Here is a 14,257-nt window from a genome sequence, read left to right on the forward strand (position 1 = left end):
AGTCGCCGCCGGGCCTGCGGCCTCTGATCATCACCTCATGCCTCAGTCACCGACATAGGTATTGCCGACGCCGGTATTGCGGACATTGGCCTTGCCCTCATGCCGGGCGATATGGACATTGCCGGCACCCGACGCGATGACCATCGGGTTGATGGCGGTGCCGTTGAATTCCAGCGTGCCGGCACCGGTGATGCGGGCTTCCAGCTCTGCCTCGCCCTCGCCGATGCTGACGCGGCCGGCACCGGGGAAATCGACACGGACAGGGCCGTTGACGCGACCGATATCCATGTCGGAATGGCCGGCGATGGACAGGGCCAGACCGTTTTCAACGCGGCCCAGCGAGACATTGGCATGGCCGTTAATGTCCAGCTTGGCCGTCTCCGCCCGCTCCACCGACAATTCGCCCGACCCCTGGACCCGGAAATTCAGGGGGCCTTCGACACGTTCGACAGAGACGGAACCCGATTCCAGGATATCGACCGACAGCGCGCCCACACGTTCGGCGGAGATGTCGCCGCGCAGCAGCTGCACCGACAGTTTGGCATCGGAGCGACCGCCAATGGACAGGTCACCGGCCAGCCCGGCCACTGTCAAGTCGGTATCAGCCGGGATGGTCAGGCGCATATCGGTGCGGCCGATATGGGGATCGTTGCGGCCCCGGACGGTCAGCACGCCATCCTTGACGTCCAGATCCATATTGCTGGCGCCCTTGTCGATTTCCACCCGCACCTTTTCGGCCCGCGACGAGCGTTCGATGGTGACGTCGCCGCCGATATTGATCAACTGCACGCCCTTGGGCGCGTCAAAGGACTGCATGATGCTGCCATCGCCGTCGCGCACCTGGGCCTGCGCACCCTTGGCGGCACCGGCGGCGGCGGCCACACCCAGTTCGGCCACGCGCAGCGCACCCTCGGCGATGGCCGGCACATCCTTGCCTTCACGCTGCAACTGTTCGCGGGCGGCGGCCAGCTCCCGCTGGGCGTCAGCCAGCCCTGCCTGCGCGTCGCGCAGCGCCTGCATCCGGGTCGCATCAACATCAACGCCGCGCATGGCGTCGCGCACGGCGCGTTCCACCATCTGCGGGTTCACATCGACATTCACATGCACATCCGGTGCCTCAGGAGGTTCCGGCGGTTCCGGCGGCTCAGGGGGTTCGGGCGCGTCGGGGATGTCGATGTTGAAATGCACACCGTGGCCGCCATGCCCGCCATCATCGCCGGCGGCCAGGCCCCAGCCGATGACGCCCAGTGCGATGATGATGGCGGCAATGCCACCGGCGGGCACGCCGGGGGTCAGGCGCGGGCGGCCGGAAAGGCTGCTGGGCGGGGTGCTGGAAAGGGCGCCATCCATGGGTCGGTTCCTGTACTTCATCGGTTCCCGTATCTCACCTTGGATAATGCGGCTGCCCGGCCCCCCTGTCCGCCGCATTTGCAGGGGGTTTACAAATATCCGGCCTTGGTAACCGATGATAACGCATTGTTACGAACGCTTAACTCTTCATCCGCCATCCCACCGAATAAAGCCGTGCGGCCAGCGCATAGAGCAGGGTGATGGAAACCAGCAGGAACAGGGCCGAGCCCCAGGGCATCGCCCCGCCCAGGATGCCGTGGCGGAACCCCTCCATCGCGTGGAAGATCGGGTTCAGCCGAACGATCATGGCCAGGGTTTCCGGCATCGACTCGACCGGGGCGAACAGGCCCGACAGGAAGGAGAGTGGGGTGAACAGGAACGTGAAGTAAGCGGAGATATGGTCCCATTTGGTGCTGGCCATGCCACACAACAGACCGCACAGGGCCATGAACAGCGATCCGGCCAGCGCGAAGCCCAAGGCGGAGAGCGGGTTCGCCACCGGCAGCGGCCAGAAGAACAGCGACGCGATCCAGACCACGATGCCACTGCCCATGCCGGCCACAACACCTGCCAGAAGATAGGCGGGGATCGCCTCCCGCGCGCCGATGGGGGCCATCAGCTCATCGATGATATGGCCTTCGATCTTGCTGTAGAGCAGCATGAAGCCGCCATTCTCCGCAGAGCGCAGCAGCACCGACAGCATGATTAGGCCCGGCACCAGATAGGACAGCACCGCATCACCTTCCGGCGTGCCCCGCTGCGGCCCCAGCCCGAACAGGAAACAGACGAAATAGATGCCCGCCATCAGGGCCGGTGCGATCAGGAAGGCCGCCGCCATCTTCACCATGCGCCGCAGCTCGCGCCGGCACAGCGTCAGGAAAGCCAGCCAATGGAAGGCCGGCACCTGCCGCGCGATTGCGGGATTGAAGGCGCCGGCGGGGCCGCGCGTCTGTTCCATGGTCATGAACTGCACTCCCCTACAAGCTAACGCGTTTCGTCACGCTTTCAGCTTGTAACCCTTGTTGATCATCCGCCAGGCGACGAAGCCCAGGATCAGGTTGATGCCCAGCATCACCAGGATGCCTGTGCCCAGCGTCCCATCGGTCTGGCCGATGAAGCCATAGCGGAAACCATCGATGAAATAGAAGAACGGGTTCAGATGCGCGATGAAGCGGAAGGCGGGCGGCACGCTGTCGATGGAATAGAAAGTGCCGGACAGGAAGGAGAGCGGCGTCACGATGAAGTTCGTGACGACGGCCATATGGTCGAACTTATCGGCCCAGATGCCGCCGATCAGGCCCAGCAGCGCCAGAAGCGAGGCCGCCGCCACCCCGTGGAACAGGATGAAACCGATGGAATGCAGCTGAAGCGGGATAAAAAGCGCGATGGCCAGCGCCGTGACCAGCCCGACAATGGCCCCGCGCACCACGCCGCCAATGACATAGGCCGCCGTCAGTTCCAGCGCGGAAATGGGCGGCATCAGCACATCGACGATATTCCCCTGCACCTTGGCCACCAGCACCGAGGAGGAGGAATTGGCAAAGGCGTTCTGGGCGATGGCCATCATGATCAGGCCGGGCGCCAGAAACAACAGGAAGGGCACATCCCCCACCATCCGCACCACCCCGCCCAGCGCCAGGGCGAAGACCGCGTAGAACAGCAGCGTGGTGACGACGGGGGCCGCGATGGTCTGGACCCAGACCTTCAGGAACCGGTGGACTTCCTTGCGGATCAGGGTGGCAAGCCCGATCCAGTTGACGGCGCCGACGGCGCGGGGCATGGGGAGGGTCGGTTGCGACATGATGGTGGGATCTATCCGGGGCAGCGGAAAAGTTGGTGCCCGACACTATACGGGCATCCGGTCGGCGGCAATGATGGCGCGAGGACAGGGGATTGGCAGTGACGGACGACACGGGACGGGCGGGAAACGGGCGCAAGGTGGCAAAGCGGGTGAATCCTGCCTATCTGGACCGGGCGGCCCTGCATTATCTGGAACGGTTCGCCAGTTCGTCGGCCAATCTGCGCCGGCTGCTGCTGCGCCGTGTCGATGCCTCCGCCAAGGCGCATGGCACCGATCCACAGGAGGGGCGGGAATGGGTCGAGGCGCTGATCGCGCGCTATCTCCGCTCCGGGCTGCTGAATGACGGGCTTTATGCGGAAATGAAGGCGTCGGGCCTGCAACGGCGCGGCGGGTCCACCCGTGTGATCCGCCAGAAACTGATGGCCAAGGGTCTGGACGGCGATCAGGTGGAAAAGGCGTTGGGCAGCCTGGAAGGGGCTGAGGAGGGAGAGGCGGAGTGGAACGCGGCGCTGGCCTATGCCCGCCGCCGCCGGCTGGGCGGGTTTCGGCCCGACCGGGGCCTGTCGGAGGACGAGGCACGGGCGCGGCGCGACAAGGATATCGCCGCCATGGCGCGGGCCGGGTTCGACCTGGAAACCGCGCGGCGCGTCATCGACCGGGAGGGGGAGGAGGAATAGACCCCTCTCCCCCAACGAAGAACGATTACTCGCTCTGAATCTGCTGACGGGCCGTCTCCAGCAGGTCGTTCAGTTCCTTTTCGATCCGGTGTTCGGAGACGTCCACGCCCTTGGCCTGGAAATCGGCCAGGATGCGGCGGACAATGTCCTTGTGGCCCGGCTCCTCGAAATCGACGGTGACGATCTGCTTGGCATAGGCGGCGGCATCGTCGCCGGTCAGGCCCAGCAGGCCGGCGGCCCACAGGCCAGCCAGCTTTGCACGGCGGGCAAAGACGCGGAATTGCACTTCTTCATCATGCTTGAACTTGTTCTCGAAGGCTTGTTCGCGTTCGTCAAACGTCGTCATTTCTAATCCTCTGCTGGCGGGTCGAACAAATGAGCCCTGGGCCCTATATATACGCCCGATGTGTCAGATGCCACCATCCGGCCCGTCCTGATCTTACGGATGGCCGGGACTTTGGAAAATGCGGAAGGTCAATGCCGCCATGTGTACTGTTGTGATCCTGCGCCGTCCCGGCCATGACTGGCCGCTGCTGCTGGCCGGCAACCGGGATGAAATGAAGGGGCGGCCCTGGAAGCCGCCCGCCCGCCATTGGCCCGACCGGCCAGAGGTGATGGCCGGCATCGATGAGATTGCGGGCGGGTCCTGGCTGGGTCTGAACGATCACGGTGTCGTCGCCACCGTCCTGAACCGCGAGGGCACGCTGGGACCGATGGCGGGCAAACGCTCGCGCGGCGAACTGGTGCTGGACGCGCTGGACCATGCCGATGCCGCCAGTGCCGCAGACGCCCTGGCCCATCTGGATGGCCGCGCCTACCGGCCCTTCAATCTGGTGGTGGCCGATAATCGCGACGCCTTCTGCCTGTCGCTGACGGGGAACAGCAACAAGGTGCGGGTGGAGACGATCCCGGCGGGCCTGTCCATGGTCGCCGCCTCCGACCTGAACGACCCGGACCATCCCCGCCTGCGCTTTTTCCAGCCGCTGTTCCAGGCGGCCCCCATGCCCGATCCGGCGGCGGACGATTGGGCGGGCTGGACCCACCTGCTGGGCAGCCGTATCTGGGACGGGGATGCAGGCCCCCGTGGGGCCATGTGCATCGTCACCCCCAGCGGGTTTGAGACGGGCAGTTCGGCCCTGGTCGCCCTGCCGTCCATCGACCGGCTGGGTACCAAGCCCCGCTTCCTGTTCGCGCCCGGACGGCCCGATCAGGTGGGGTTCGCGCCCGTCGCCCTCTGATCACCGCCACCCAGCACTGACCCGCCCGCATCGCTGGTTTCATTGTGCGGGGGCGCGTTGCTTGCTATAGGGTTGGGCACCGGACCCGCTGGTTTTGCCATGCGGGTCCGTCTCCCTTTGGCTGGAACGATTGCTGGACACCAGACCCATGACGCGACGCCGGCGCATCTATGAAGGCAAGGCCAAGATTCTGTATGAAGGCCCCGAGCCTGGCACCCTGGTCCAGTACTTCAAGGACGACGCGACCGCCTTCAATGCCCAGAAGAAGGGCACGATTACGGGCAAGGGCGTCCTGAATAACCGCATCAGTGAATATCTGATGACGAAGCTGGGCGAGATTGGCATCCCCAACCATTTCGTGCGCCGCCTCAACATGCGTGAGCAGCTGGTGCGCGAGGTGGAGATCATCCCCATCGAGGTGGTGGTGCGCAATATCGCTGCCGGGTCCCTGACCAAGCGTTTCGGCATTCCCGAAGGCACGCCGCTGCCCCGCTCCATCGTCGAATATTATTTCAAGAACGATGAGCTGGGCGACCCGATGGTCTCCGAAGAGCATATCACGGCCTTCGGCTGGGCGGCCCCGCAGGACCTGGACGACATGCTGTCGCTGGCCCTGCGCATCAACGACTATCTGAATGGTCTGTTCCTGGGCATCGGTCTGAAGCTGGTGGACTTCAAGGTGGAGTTCGGCCGGCTGTATGAGAATGACGAGATGCGCATCATCCTGGCCGACGAGATCAGCCCGGATAATTGCCGTCTGTGGGACGCCAAGACCAACGAGAAGCTGGACAAGGACCGTTTCCGCCAGGATCTGGGTAATGTTGCCGAGGCCTATCAGGAAGTGGCCCGCCGCCTGGGCATCCTGCCCGAGGCGGGCCCCGGCGACCATACCGCACCGAAACTCGTACAGTAAGTGTTGACCCCCCATTACTGAAAAGGGTTCTCCCATGAAGGCCAAGGTCGTTGTGACGCTGAAGAACGGCGTGCTGGACCCGCAGGGCAAGGCCATCGGCCATGCGCTGACCAATCTGGGTTTCGATGGCGTCGGCGAAGTTCGCCAGGGCAAGCTGATCGAGCTGGAGGTTGCCGAGACCGACCCGGTGAAGGCCAAGGCCCAGATCGAGGACATGTGCCGCAAGCTGCTGGCCAATACCGTCATCGAGAATTACTCGATCGAGCTGGTGGCCTGATCCTGCTGACGTCGCCCCTGGGCGGCTGAGGGAATACCGACCAAGACAAAAGGGGTGCCGTCGGGTGCCCCTTTTTTCATTGGGTTGAGATATTTCCGGCCAGCGGTTACAGACTGGACGCATCGATGGTTCCGTGGAAGGCCTGCGGAAACCTCCACTGGGGAAAACAACCCGATGCGCGAACGTCACCTGTCCCGCCTGTTTGCCGCCGCCCTGGTCCTGGCGGCCCCCGCATCGCTGAGCCTGCCGGCCGTCGCCGCCGGTCAGGATGATGTGCTGAAATGCCTGGGCATCATCGACAATGGCGCCCGTCTGGCCTGTTACGATCGTACAGTGCCGGCCCTGCGCTACGCCGCCCCGCCGCCCGCCGCCCCGGCGGCACCAGCGGCACCGATGGCCCCGGCAGCGCCCGCCGTTGCCGCCCCGGTGAGCAAGGAACAGGCCTTCGGTGCCGAACGCATCGACCGCAAGGACGCGCCCGCCGGCACCGTCGCACAGGAAGCCGAAAGCATCACGGCCAAGCTGACCAGCGTCAGCCAGCAGACCACGGATCGTTACAGCTTCACCCTGGATAATGGCCAGGTCTGGTCGCAGGTCGTCGCCCGCTCCATCGCCAATGCCAAGCCGGGCAAGCAGGTGAAGATCGAAAAGGGCATGTTCGGCAGCTTCACCATGACCATCGAGGGGGTCACCGGCATCATCAAGGTCCGCCGGGTGAAGTAGGGGGTAAATGAGAGAACCGGCGTAAGCTCTGCGTCAGTCGCTTGCTCATCAGTGCTTTCCCCGCGAAAGCGGGGACCCAGGGGCTACAAGAACCACATTTCGGTGCCATTGGCCCCTGGCCCCCCGCTTTCGCGGGGGAGGCAAAGGGGCGAGCTTGGCAAAGTCGGCTCCAAGTCGGCGTTCGTTCGTATCCCCCTTGCGTATGTTCCATAAATGAGATTATATCTCGTTTATGGAACATGATATCGACACACGTCTGGCCGCGCGGCTGGCTCAATTGCGTCGGGATGCCGGCTGGTCGCTGGATGATCTGGCGGCGCGCAGCGGGGTGCCTAAGGCTACCCTGTCGCGGCTGGAGCGGGGGGAGACCAGCCCCACGGCCAGCCTGCTGGGCAAGCTCTGCGCCGCCCATGGCCGCCCCATGTCCCGCCTTCTGGCCGAGGTGGAGGCCGAACCCGCCCTGCTGATGCGGGCGGCGGACCAGCCTGTCTGGACCGATCCCACCAACGGCTTCGTGCGCCGGTCCCTGTCGCCGCCCGCCTCGGGACTGGAGACGGAGATGATCCACGGCACGCTGCCGGCGGGCACCATCATCGACTACGACGCGCCGCCCGTGCCTGGCCTGGAACAGCATATCTGGCTGCTGGAAGGGCGGCTGGAATACAGGCTGGACGGGGTGGCCCATGTGCTGGAGCCCGGCGACGTCCTGCGCTTCCGGCTTTATGGCGCGTCACGCTTCCACGCGCTGGGCGACGGACCCGCCCGCTACATCATCGCCATCACCCGACCCTGAGGGGCTTATCGATGCGTTACGACATTGTCACGGCCGGCGCGGATGAATTCGCGGCGGCAATACCGGGTCTTGCCCAGGTTCTGGCGGCATGCGTCGCCAGTGGGGCCGCCGTCGGCTTCATCCCGCCCCTGGACCTGGACAGTGCCGCCGCCTTCTGGCAGGGGCAGGAAGGGGCCGTGCGGGCGGGTGAGAAGCATATATTGCTGGCCGTGACGGAGGCAGGGTGCATCATCGGCACCGTGACCCTGGCCCTGGCCCCCCAGGTCAACGGCACGCACCGGGCAGAGATCGCCAAGATGCTGGTGCATCCCGACGCGCGACGGCAGGGGGTGGCGGCCAGCCTGCTGAAACGCGCGGAGGAGGTGGCGCGCGCACAGGGCCGCCGGCTGCTGGTGCTGGACACGCGGGAAGGCGATGATGCCGAGCGGCTTTACGCCCGGCTGGGCTGGCAAAGCTGCGGCACCATCCCGGATTATGCCCTGAATGGCGACGGCACCAGCCACACGACCCATGTCATGTATCGGCAACTGCCGGCACCGCCCGCGGGCCTGACCGTTGAAGCCACCAGCCCCCATGATGGCGACGCCATCCCCCTGATCGAGGCGTTATCCGCCGATCTGGCGACACGGTTCGGCAGTGACGGGCGCGGCGGGCTGGCCGGGTGGGAGGCGGTGGCCGACCGGTCGTTGTTCGCCCTGGCGCGGCTGGACGGTGTGGCCGTCGGTTGCGGCGCTGTCCGTCCGTTCGACGGGGAGGTGGCGGAGATCAAGCGCATGTATGCCGTACCGGGCAGCAGCGGTGTGGGGGCGGCTGTTCTGTCCTTTCTGGAGGCGGGGGCACGGCGGTTGGGCTATCGCCAGGTGCTGCTGGAAACGCGCTGGGCCAATGACCGTGCTGTCGCCTTCTATCGCCGTCACGGTTACCGGCTGGTTCCCAATTACGGACCCTATCAGGGCAGGGCGGAATCCGCCTGTTTTGGCAAGATATTGTAGGCCGACGCCACTGCCGCCCGTACAGGTTGACGCAAGGGGCGCATCTGGTCAGGATGCGGCCCAGCGGACAGCAGGGTTTGGGGGAACGGGATATGGCGCGGCTGAAAGATCGTGTGGCCCTGATCACGGGGGCGGGGAACAATATTGGCCGGGCCGTGGCTCTGGCCTTTGCCCGCGAAGGGGCCGATCTGGTCCTGCAATATGAGGATGATGCTCAGTCCACCGTGATCAATGAAGTATCGAGGGAGGCGGAACGGCAGGGCCGCCGCGTTCTGGCGCTGCGCACCGATGTCACCCATGCGGACGGGGCCTATGGGCTGGTGGAAACCGCTGTCACGGGGATGGGGCGCGTCGATATTCTGGTCAATAATGCCGGGCTGCGGCCTGCCATCTCCTTTATCGATACCACGGCGGAACAGTTTGATTTCGTGATGGCGGCCAATGTGCGCTCCGCCTTCATGATGACGCGCATGGTGCTGCCGCTGATGTTCGCGCAGAATTATGGCCGCATCGTCACCACCGTGTCAGACGTGGCCTATCACGGCGCGCCGGGTTACACGCTCTATGGTGCTGCCGCCGGGGCGCTGCTGGGCTTTACCCGCAGTCTGGTCCACGACATCGGCCCGCGCAATGTGACTGCCAATTGCGTGGCCCCCGGTGCCATCGATCCCAAGGTGGGATCGGCCGTGGCCCAGGCCGGGGTCGATGCCCTGCGTCGCGCCCTGCCCAGCCAGCGCCTGGGCAGCGTCGATGATGTCACGCCCGCCTATCTGTTCCTGGCCTCTGACGATGCCCACCACATGATCGGCCAGTGCATCAGCCCCTGTGGCGGGGCGGTGATGTTGTAGTTGTGGTCGCCGGATGAGGGCAGTTACGCGTGTATCGGGTCTTTCGGGGCTATCAGATCCGGGTAACCCGTCACCCAGACGGTTTCTGCCTCCACACTGACCGCCGCACCAAAGCGGCCCAGCAGGGCCAGGGCCGGCTCCATCGCTGGCAGCATGGTAACGCCGGTGCGGCCTGGGCTGTTCAGGCCCGCCAATAGCAGCGCCACCCCCTCAACCGCCTCCAACCCCTCATGCAGGGCGGGCAGGGGCCAGGCGGTGCCGGTGATGGTGCCGGGCAGCAGGTCTCCCCGGCGCAGGGTCAGGCGCGCGCCGACCCGTTCCAGGGCCGGGCGCAGGCCCGTCAGCGCCACCGACTCGGCGCAAAGCACGGCGGTCAGGTCATGCGCGGCCAGTGCGCCGGCCATCAGGGGCACCGCACCGGGGCAGGCACCCAGGTCCAGGACCCGGTCAGGTTCGCGCCAGCCGCCCAGACCCCGGCCCTGCACCAGCCATGGTTCTCCCGCCGTCACCGTGGCCCCCAGTGCTACCAGCGCGCCGCCCAGGGCGACCAGTCCCGGATGATGGCCAATATGCAGGCGGGTGCCGCCCCGCGCCAGGGCGGCCAGGATCAGGGCCAGGGAGGGCAGGTCGATCGCGGACATGATCCGGCCTTCGGTGACATCGTGATGGGACCGGGCATAGCATGGACGGGCGGGACCGCAAAGCATACCGACCGCTTTTGCCCCGCCGCATGGCCGCACCACGCACAAACCGTGACAGTTCCGTTTGACAGGGGCGCGAAGCCATGGCAGATGCGGCCTCAACCGCGGCGCATGTCCAGGCGCGCGTGATTGACGGAGGGTTTGCCGTGGCCAAGGCCGAGTGGGGTATCAAGCGCATCTGCCCGAATTGCGGCGGGCGTTATTATGACATGAAGAAGGACCCGCCGACCTGCCCGTCGTGCGGCACCGTGTTCGATCCCGAGGCGCTGCTGAAGTCGCGCCGCGCCCGTCCCATGCCGACGGAGGACGCCAAGAAGGTGGTCGCCCCGCGTGACGACGAGGAAGCGCTGGATACGGAGGTCGAGGAGGAACTGGACGAGGCCGCCGATATCGCCGATGACGATGTCGATGTCGCCGACGAGCTGGAAGCCGATGAGGTCGATGACGGCGTGGGCGAGGACGAAGATGTCCTGCTCGAAGATGCCGACGAGTTGGATGACGGCGATGACATGGGCGAAGTGGTCGATGTCGAAGGGGAAGAGGAGGTCTGATCCTCCCCCGCTTCGGGCCGGGATGTCAAAAATCCGTCACCGGCCCGAATTTTCCGCTTGCATCCCTGCGCGAGTTTCTAGATAAACCCGCGCACGGCGCTGACGACCCAGACAGCGCCAACAGTTTCGGGGCCATAGCTCAGCTGGGAGAGCGCTACAATGGCATTGTAGAGGTCAGCGGTTCGATCCCGCTTGGCTCCACCAAATTCAAAGGCCCTGCCGGCACCGGCGGGGCCTTTGTCATTTTGGCCCCATTCCCCTTGCACCCACCCTGCCCAAAAGGGAAACTGCCCCGGCATTCATAAGAACAAGCGGGGATATCTTGGCACGCAGGCGCAATGGACGACGGTCGGGGTTCGGCATCGGTCGGGTGCTGAAATACGGCGTGGCGGGGATCGGCGGGGTGCTGGTGCTGGCCGCCGGGGCGTTCACGGTCAATCTGACGGTCTCCAAACCCACCCTGGACGGGGCGCTGGCGCTGAAGGGCCTGACGGCACCGGTTGCCATTACCCGCGATGCGGGCGGTGTGCCGACGCTGGAGGGCGCCAGCCGGGCCGACCTTGCCCGCGCGCTGGGTTTCCTGCATGCGCAGGAACGGTATTTTCAGATGGACCTGATCCGCCGGTCGGCATCGGGGGAGCTGTCGGGCCTGCTGGGTCCCATCGGGCCGGTGCTGGATATCGACAAGGCGCGGCGCATCCACCGTCTGCGCCACCGGGCGGGTCAGGTGGTGGCAAACCTGCCTGCCGATCAGAAGGCGATGATCGCCGCCTATACCGACGGGGTGAATCAGGGTCTGGCCGGCCTGACGGGCCGCCCGTTCGAATATAGCCTGCTGCTGGCCACCCCCCAGCCCTGGGCGGTGGAGGATACGATCCTGGCCGCCTATGCCATGTATCTGGATTTGCAGGATGAGGATGCGCTGACCGACCGTGTCCGCGCCCAGAACCTGCAAAGGCTGGGACCGGACATGATGGATTTCCTCTATCCGCGCGGTACAGCGCTCGATTCGGCCATCGATGGCAGCGTGATGCCGGAACCGGCCCTACCGGTTGCCGTGCCCATGCAGGGGCGCAAGGCGGCCCTGGTCGATCCCGATCCCGGCCCCACCATTGGCAGCAATGCCTGGGGCGTGGGCGGGGCACTGACATCGACCGGTGCTGCCCTGGTGGCCGATGACATGCATCTGGGCATCGCCGTGCCGGGCACATGGTATCGCGCCCGCCTGCGCGTCACCGCCGGCCCTGAGGCCATGGACGCAACCGGCGTCACCCTGCCGGGCACACCGGCCCTGGTGGCGGGCAGCAATGGCAAGATCGCCTGGGGCTATACCAATTCCTATATCGATACCGCCGATGCCGTGATCCTGGAACCGGTGGAAGGTGCGCCGGGACAGTATCGCACGCCTGATGGCCCCAAGGCTCTGACCCTCACCACCGAAAAGATCTGCCCCGCCTGGGGCGACTGTCAGGATCTGGTGGTGGAGGAAAGCATCTGGGGTCCCGTGGTGGAGACGCTGCCGGACGGTACGAAGATCGCCGTGCGCTGGACCGCGCATGAGGCGGACGCCATCAACCTGACGGGCCTGCTGGGCCTGGAACGGGCCGACAGCGTGGATGCCGCCATCGCCATCGCCCATGATGCGCGCCAGCCGCAGCAGAACCTTGTCGTGGGCGATACCGCCGGCAATATCGCCTGGACCATCATCGGGTCGGTGCCGGCCCGGTTCGGCATGGATGGCAGCCTGCCTGCCAGCTGGGCCGACGGCACGCGCGGCTGGAACGGCATACTGCCGCCCGATCAGGTGCCCGTGATCCGCAATCCCGACCATCACCGCATCTGGACCGCCAATGCCCGCATCGTGGGCGGGGACGCCTATGCCAAGCTGGGGGATGGCGGCTATGACATGGGTGGGCGCCAGGGGCAGATCCGCGACGGTCTGTTCGCACGCGACCAGTTCACGCCCGCCGACATGCTGTCCATCCAACTGGATGACCGCGCCCTGGTCATGGGCTTCTGGCAGGAACAGATGCTGGCGGCCTTGCAGACGCGCCAGGGCGATGCGCGGCTGGCCGCCCTGACGGGGGCGGTGCGCGATTGGGGCGCGCGGGCGTCGGTGGAGAGTGCAGGGTATCGTCTGGTCCGCGCCTTCCGCCTCGCCTTCGCCCAGAAACTCTACAGTGCCTATCTGGGCCTGGAGGGGGCACCGCCGCGCAACCGGTCGGCAAGCCAGCAGGAAGGGCCGCTGCGCCGGCTGCTGACCGAGAAGCCGGAAGCTCTGGTGCCGCCGGGATATAAGGATTGGGAGGCGCTGATCGATGCCGCGCTGACCGAGGTCGCCGATCAGGTGGACAAGGCGGGCGGGGTCGCCGCCTTCACCTGGGGGGCGCGCAATGTGGCGGAGATACGCCACCCCCTGACCCGTATCCTGCCGCCCGTCGGCTGGCTGACCGATCCGCCCGAACAGGGACTGCCCGGCGACAGCATGATGCCGCGCGTGCAGGGGCCGGGCTTCGGGGCCAGTCAACGCTTCGCCGTGTCACCGGGCCGGGAGGCGGAAGGATACTTCCACATGCCCGGAAGCCAGAGCGGACACCCGCTGTCGCCCTATTACCTGACCGGTCATCAGGACTGGGCGGACGGCAAGCCGACCCCGTTCCTGCCGGGGGCCGCGCGCTGGACCCTGACCCTGCAACCGGCCTCATGATGGAAAGTTCACTTTCCATGTAAAGCACCCTTGACAGACTGACTCCCCTCCGTCATATGGAAAGCACGCTTTACATATGACGGAGGAAGTCATGACCAACGCACGGCGCTATGTGTTTGAACTGCTGGCCAGCATCACGGCCTATGCCATCGTTCTGGTGGCGGTGAACAAGGCAGCGCAATGGGGCTGGGTGCCCGATGCGCTGTCGCTGCCGGTGGCACTGCTGCCCATGCTGCCGGGCGTGGCCACGGTCTGGGTGATCATGCGCCATATCCGCCGCCTGGATGAGATGCAGCGCCGCATGCAGTTCGAAGGACTGGCCTTCGGCTTTGCCATGACGGCGTTGATCACCTTCTCCTATGGCTTCCTGGAGGGGCAGGGCTGGCCGAAACTGTCGATGTTCGTGGTACTACCCGTGATGAACGTGATGTGGGTTCTGGGCTATGTCCTGGCCTGCCGCCGTTATCGCTGAACGGGCCGCATCATGAAGAACCGCTTGAAGGATTTGCGCGCCGAACGCGGCTGGTCCCAGGGTGATCTGGCAGACAAGCTGTCCGTGTCGCGCCAGACGGTGAACGCCCTGGAAAATGGCCGCTACGACCCCAGCCTGCCTTTGGCCTTCGCCATTGCCCGCCTGTTCGAACAGCCGATCGAGGTGATCTTCCAGGAGGATTGAGCGTATTTTG

At 65.6% G+C, this 14,257-nt stretch carries 17 protein-coding genes and 1 tRNA gene; 13 read left to right on the forward strand and 5 right to left on the reverse strand.

Annotated features, from left to right (window positions below):
* Positions 1-42 precede the first annotated feature (42 nt).
* From ABC729_RS13355 to ABC729_RS13365, 3 genes are all read right to left on the reverse strand, one after another.
* Positions 43-1,350 (reverse strand): GIN domain-containing protein, encoded by a 1,308-nt coding sequence (locus ABC729_RS13355; protein ID WP_495608045.1) that lies wholly within the window; start codon positions 1,348-1,350, stop codon positions 43-45.
* A 139-nt stretch (positions 1,351-1,489) separates the two neighbouring features.
* The gene (locus ABC729_RS13360; protein WP_495608046.1) at positions 1,490-2,314 is read right to left on the reverse strand and encodes an ABC transporter permease; all 825 of its coding nucleotides are present in this window, start codon (positions 2,312-2,314) and stop codon (positions 1,490-1,492) included.
* Positions 2,315-2,347: 33 nt separating this feature from the next.
* Entirely contained in the window at positions 2,348-3,151 is an 804-nt protein-coding gene (locus tag ABC729_RS13365; RefSeq protein ID WP_495608047.1) for an ABC transporter permease, read from the reverse strand.
* Between the two features lie 98 nt (positions 3,152-3,249).
* Between ABC729_RS13365 and ABC729_RS13370 the strand changes: the two genes are divergently transcribed.
* The gene (locus tag ABC729_RS13370) at positions 3,250-3,828 is read left to right on the forward strand and encodes a regulatory protein RecX (RefSeq protein ID WP_495608680.1); all 579 of its coding nucleotides are present in this window, start codon (positions 3,250-3,252) and stop codon (positions 3,826-3,828) included.
* A 25-nt stretch (positions 3,829-3,853) separates the two neighbouring features.
* Here the strand turns inward: ABC729_RS13370 and ABC729_RS13375 are convergent, their stop codons facing one another.
* Positions 3,854-4,174 carry a DUF1476 domain-containing protein gene (locus tag ABC729_RS13375; RefSeq protein ID WP_495608048.1) on the reverse strand — a complete coding sequence of 107 codons (321 nt, stop codon included), beginning with the start codon at positions 4,172-4,174 and terminating at the stop codon, positions 3,854-3,856.
* Positions 4,175-4,313: 139 nt separating this feature from the next.
* Here ABC729_RS13375 and ABC729_RS13380 point away from each other — a divergent pair, with 139 nt between their 5' ends.
* From ABC729_RS13380 to ABC729_RS13410, 7 genes are all read left to right on the forward strand, one after another.
* Positions 4,314-5,066 (forward strand): NRDE family protein, encoded by a 753-nt coding sequence (locus ABC729_RS13380; protein ID WP_495608681.1) that lies wholly within the window; start codon positions 4,314-4,316, stop codon positions 5,064-5,066.
* A gap of 148 nt (positions 5,067-5,214) precedes the next feature.
* Positions 5,215-5,979, forward strand: coding sequence for a phosphoribosylaminoimidazolesuccinocarboxamide synthase (gene purC / locus ABC729_RS13385; protein WP_495608049.1), 765 nt, complete (start codon positions 5,215-5,217; stop codon positions 5,977-5,979).
* 34 nt (positions 5,980-6,013) lie between these two features.
* Complete coding sequence (gene purS, locus ABC729_RS13390) at positions 6,014-6,256, forward strand: phosphoribosylformylglycinamidine synthase subunit PurS (protein WP_495608050.1); 243 nt, start codon at positions 6,014-6,016, stop codon at positions 6,254-6,256.
* 174 nt (positions 6,257-6,430) lie between these two features.
* Complete coding sequence (locus ABC729_RS13395; protein WP_495608051.1) at positions 6,431-6,979, forward strand: hypothetical protein; 549 nt, start codon at positions 6,431-6,433, stop codon at positions 6,977-6,979.
* Positions 6,980-7,211: 232 nt separating this feature from the next.
* Positions 7,212-7,772 carry a helix-turn-helix domain-containing protein gene (locus ABC729_RS13400; protein WP_495608052.1) on the forward strand — a complete coding sequence of 187 codons (561 nt, stop codon included), beginning with the start codon at positions 7,212-7,214 and terminating at the stop codon, positions 7,770-7,772.
* An 11-nt stretch (positions 7,773-7,783) separates the two neighbouring features.
* A complete protein-coding gene (locus ABC729_RS13405) occupies positions 7,784-8,764 on the forward strand; it encodes a GNAT family N-acetyltransferase (protein WP_495608053.1) in 981 nt (326 codons plus the stop codon).
* Between the two features lie 92 nt (positions 8,765-8,856).
* Positions 8,857-9,612: an SDR family NAD(P)-dependent oxidoreductase gene (locus tag ABC729_RS13410; RefSeq protein ID WP_495608054.1), complete on the forward strand. Its 756-nt coding sequence runs from the start codon at positions 8,857-8,859 to the stop codon at positions 9,610-9,612.
* Positions 9,613-9,635: 23 nt separating this feature from the next.
* Here ABC729_RS13410 and ABC729_RS13415 read toward each other — a convergent pair whose 3' ends face one another.
* The gene (locus tag ABC729_RS13415) at positions 9,636-10,253 is read right to left on the reverse strand and encodes a 3-phosphoshikimate 1-carboxyvinyltransferase (protein ID WP_495608055.1); all 618 of its coding nucleotides are present in this window, start codon (positions 10,251-10,253) and stop codon (positions 9,636-9,638) included.
* Between the two features lie 206 nt (positions 10,254-10,459).
* Here ABC729_RS13415 and ABC729_RS13420 point away from each other — a divergent pair, with 206 nt between their 5' ends.
* From ABC729_RS13420 to ABC729_RS13440, 5 genes are all read left to right on the forward strand, one after another.
* Positions 10,460-10,864 carry a TIGR02300 family protein gene (locus ABC729_RS13420; RefSeq protein WP_495608056.1) on the forward strand — a complete coding sequence of 135 codons (405 nt, stop codon included), beginning with the start codon at positions 10,460-10,462 and terminating at the stop codon, positions 10,862-10,864.
* Positions 10,865-10,992: 128 nt separating this feature from the next.
* A tRNA-Ala gene (locus tag ABC729_RS13425) sits at positions 10,993-11,068 on the forward strand.
* A 118-nt stretch (positions 11,069-11,186) separates the two neighbouring features.
* The gene (locus tag ABC729_RS13430; protein ID WP_495608057.1) at positions 11,187-13,571 is read left to right on the forward strand and encodes a penicillin acylase family protein; all 2,385 of its coding nucleotides are present in this window, start codon (positions 11,187-11,189) and stop codon (positions 13,569-13,571) included.
* 91 nt (positions 13,572-13,662) lie between these two features.
* The gene (locus tag ABC729_RS13435; RefSeq protein WP_495608058.1) at positions 13,663-14,043 is read left to right on the forward strand and encodes a hypothetical protein; all 381 of its coding nucleotides are present in this window, start codon (positions 13,663-13,665) and stop codon (positions 14,041-14,043) included.
* A 12-nt stretch (positions 14,044-14,055) separates the two neighbouring features.
* A complete protein-coding gene (locus ABC729_RS13440; RefSeq protein WP_495608059.1) occupies positions 14,056-14,247 on the forward strand; it encodes a helix-turn-helix transcriptional regulator in 192 nt (63 codons plus the stop codon).
* Positions 14,248-14,257 lie beyond the last annotated feature (10 nt).

The sequence above is a fragment of the Niveispirillum sp. CC-CTL257 genome, assembly GCF_059489915.1.

What these genes read in the sequence shown, in the direction of transcription:
- ABC729_RS13440 (WP_495608059.1), top strand. Translation starts at nt 14,056, where the DNA reads ATGAAGAACCGCTTGAAGGATTTGCGCGCCGAACGCGGCTGGTCCCAG.
- ABC729_RS13415 (WP_495608055.1), bottom strand. Translation starts at nt 10,253, where the DNA reads ATGTCCGCGATCGACCTGCCCTCCCTGGCCCTGATCCTGGCCGCCCTG.
- ABC729_RS13355 (WP_495608045.1), bottom strand. Translation starts at nt 1,350, where the DNA reads ATGGATGGCGCCCTTTCCAGCACCCCGCCCAGCAGCCTTTCCGGCCGC.
- purC (WP_495608049.1), top strand. Translation starts at nt 5,215, where the DNA reads ATGACGCGACGCCGGCGCATCTATGAAGGCAAGGCCAAGATTCTGTAT.
- ABC729_RS13400 (WP_495608052.1), top strand. Translation starts at nt 7,212, where the DNA reads ATGGAACATGATATCGACACACGTCTGGCCGCGCGGCTGGCTCAATTG.
- ABC729_RS13375 (WP_495608048.1), bottom strand. Translation starts at nt 4,174, where the DNA reads ATGACGACGTTTGACGAACGCGAACAAGCCTTCGAGAACAAGTTCAAG.
- ABC729_RS13435 (WP_495608058.1), top strand. Translation starts at nt 13,663, where the DNA reads ATGACCAACGCACGGCGCTATGTGTTTGAACTGCTGGCCAGCATCACG.
- ABC729_RS13395 (WP_495608051.1), top strand. Translation starts at nt 6,431, where the DNA reads ATGCGCGAACGTCACCTGTCCCGCCTGTTTGCCGCCGCCCTGGTCCTG.
- purS (WP_495608050.1), top strand. Translation starts at nt 6,014, where the DNA reads ATGAAGGCCAAGGTCGTTGTGACGCTGAAGAACGGCGTGCTGGACCCG.
- ABC729_RS13365 (WP_495608047.1), bottom strand. Translation starts at nt 3,151, where the DNA reads ATGTCGCAACCGACCCTCCCCATGCCCCGCGCCGTCGGCGCCGTCAAC.
- ABC729_RS13410 (WP_495608054.1), top strand. Translation starts at nt 8,857, where the DNA reads ATGGCGCGGCTGAAAGATCGTGTGGCCCTGATCACGGGGGCGGGGAAC.
- ABC729_RS13380 (WP_495608681.1), top strand. Translation starts at nt 4,314, where the DNA reads ATGTGTACTGTTGTGATCCTGCGCCGTCCCGGCCATGACTGGCCGCTG.
- ABC729_RS13360 (WP_495608046.1), bottom strand. Translation starts at nt 2,314, where the DNA reads ATGACCATGGAACAGACGCGCGGCCCCGCCGGCGCCTTCAATCCCGCA.
- ABC729_RS13405 (WP_495608053.1), top strand. Translation starts at nt 7,784, where the DNA reads ATGCGTTACGACATTGTCACGGCCGGCGCGGATGAATTCGCGGCGGCA.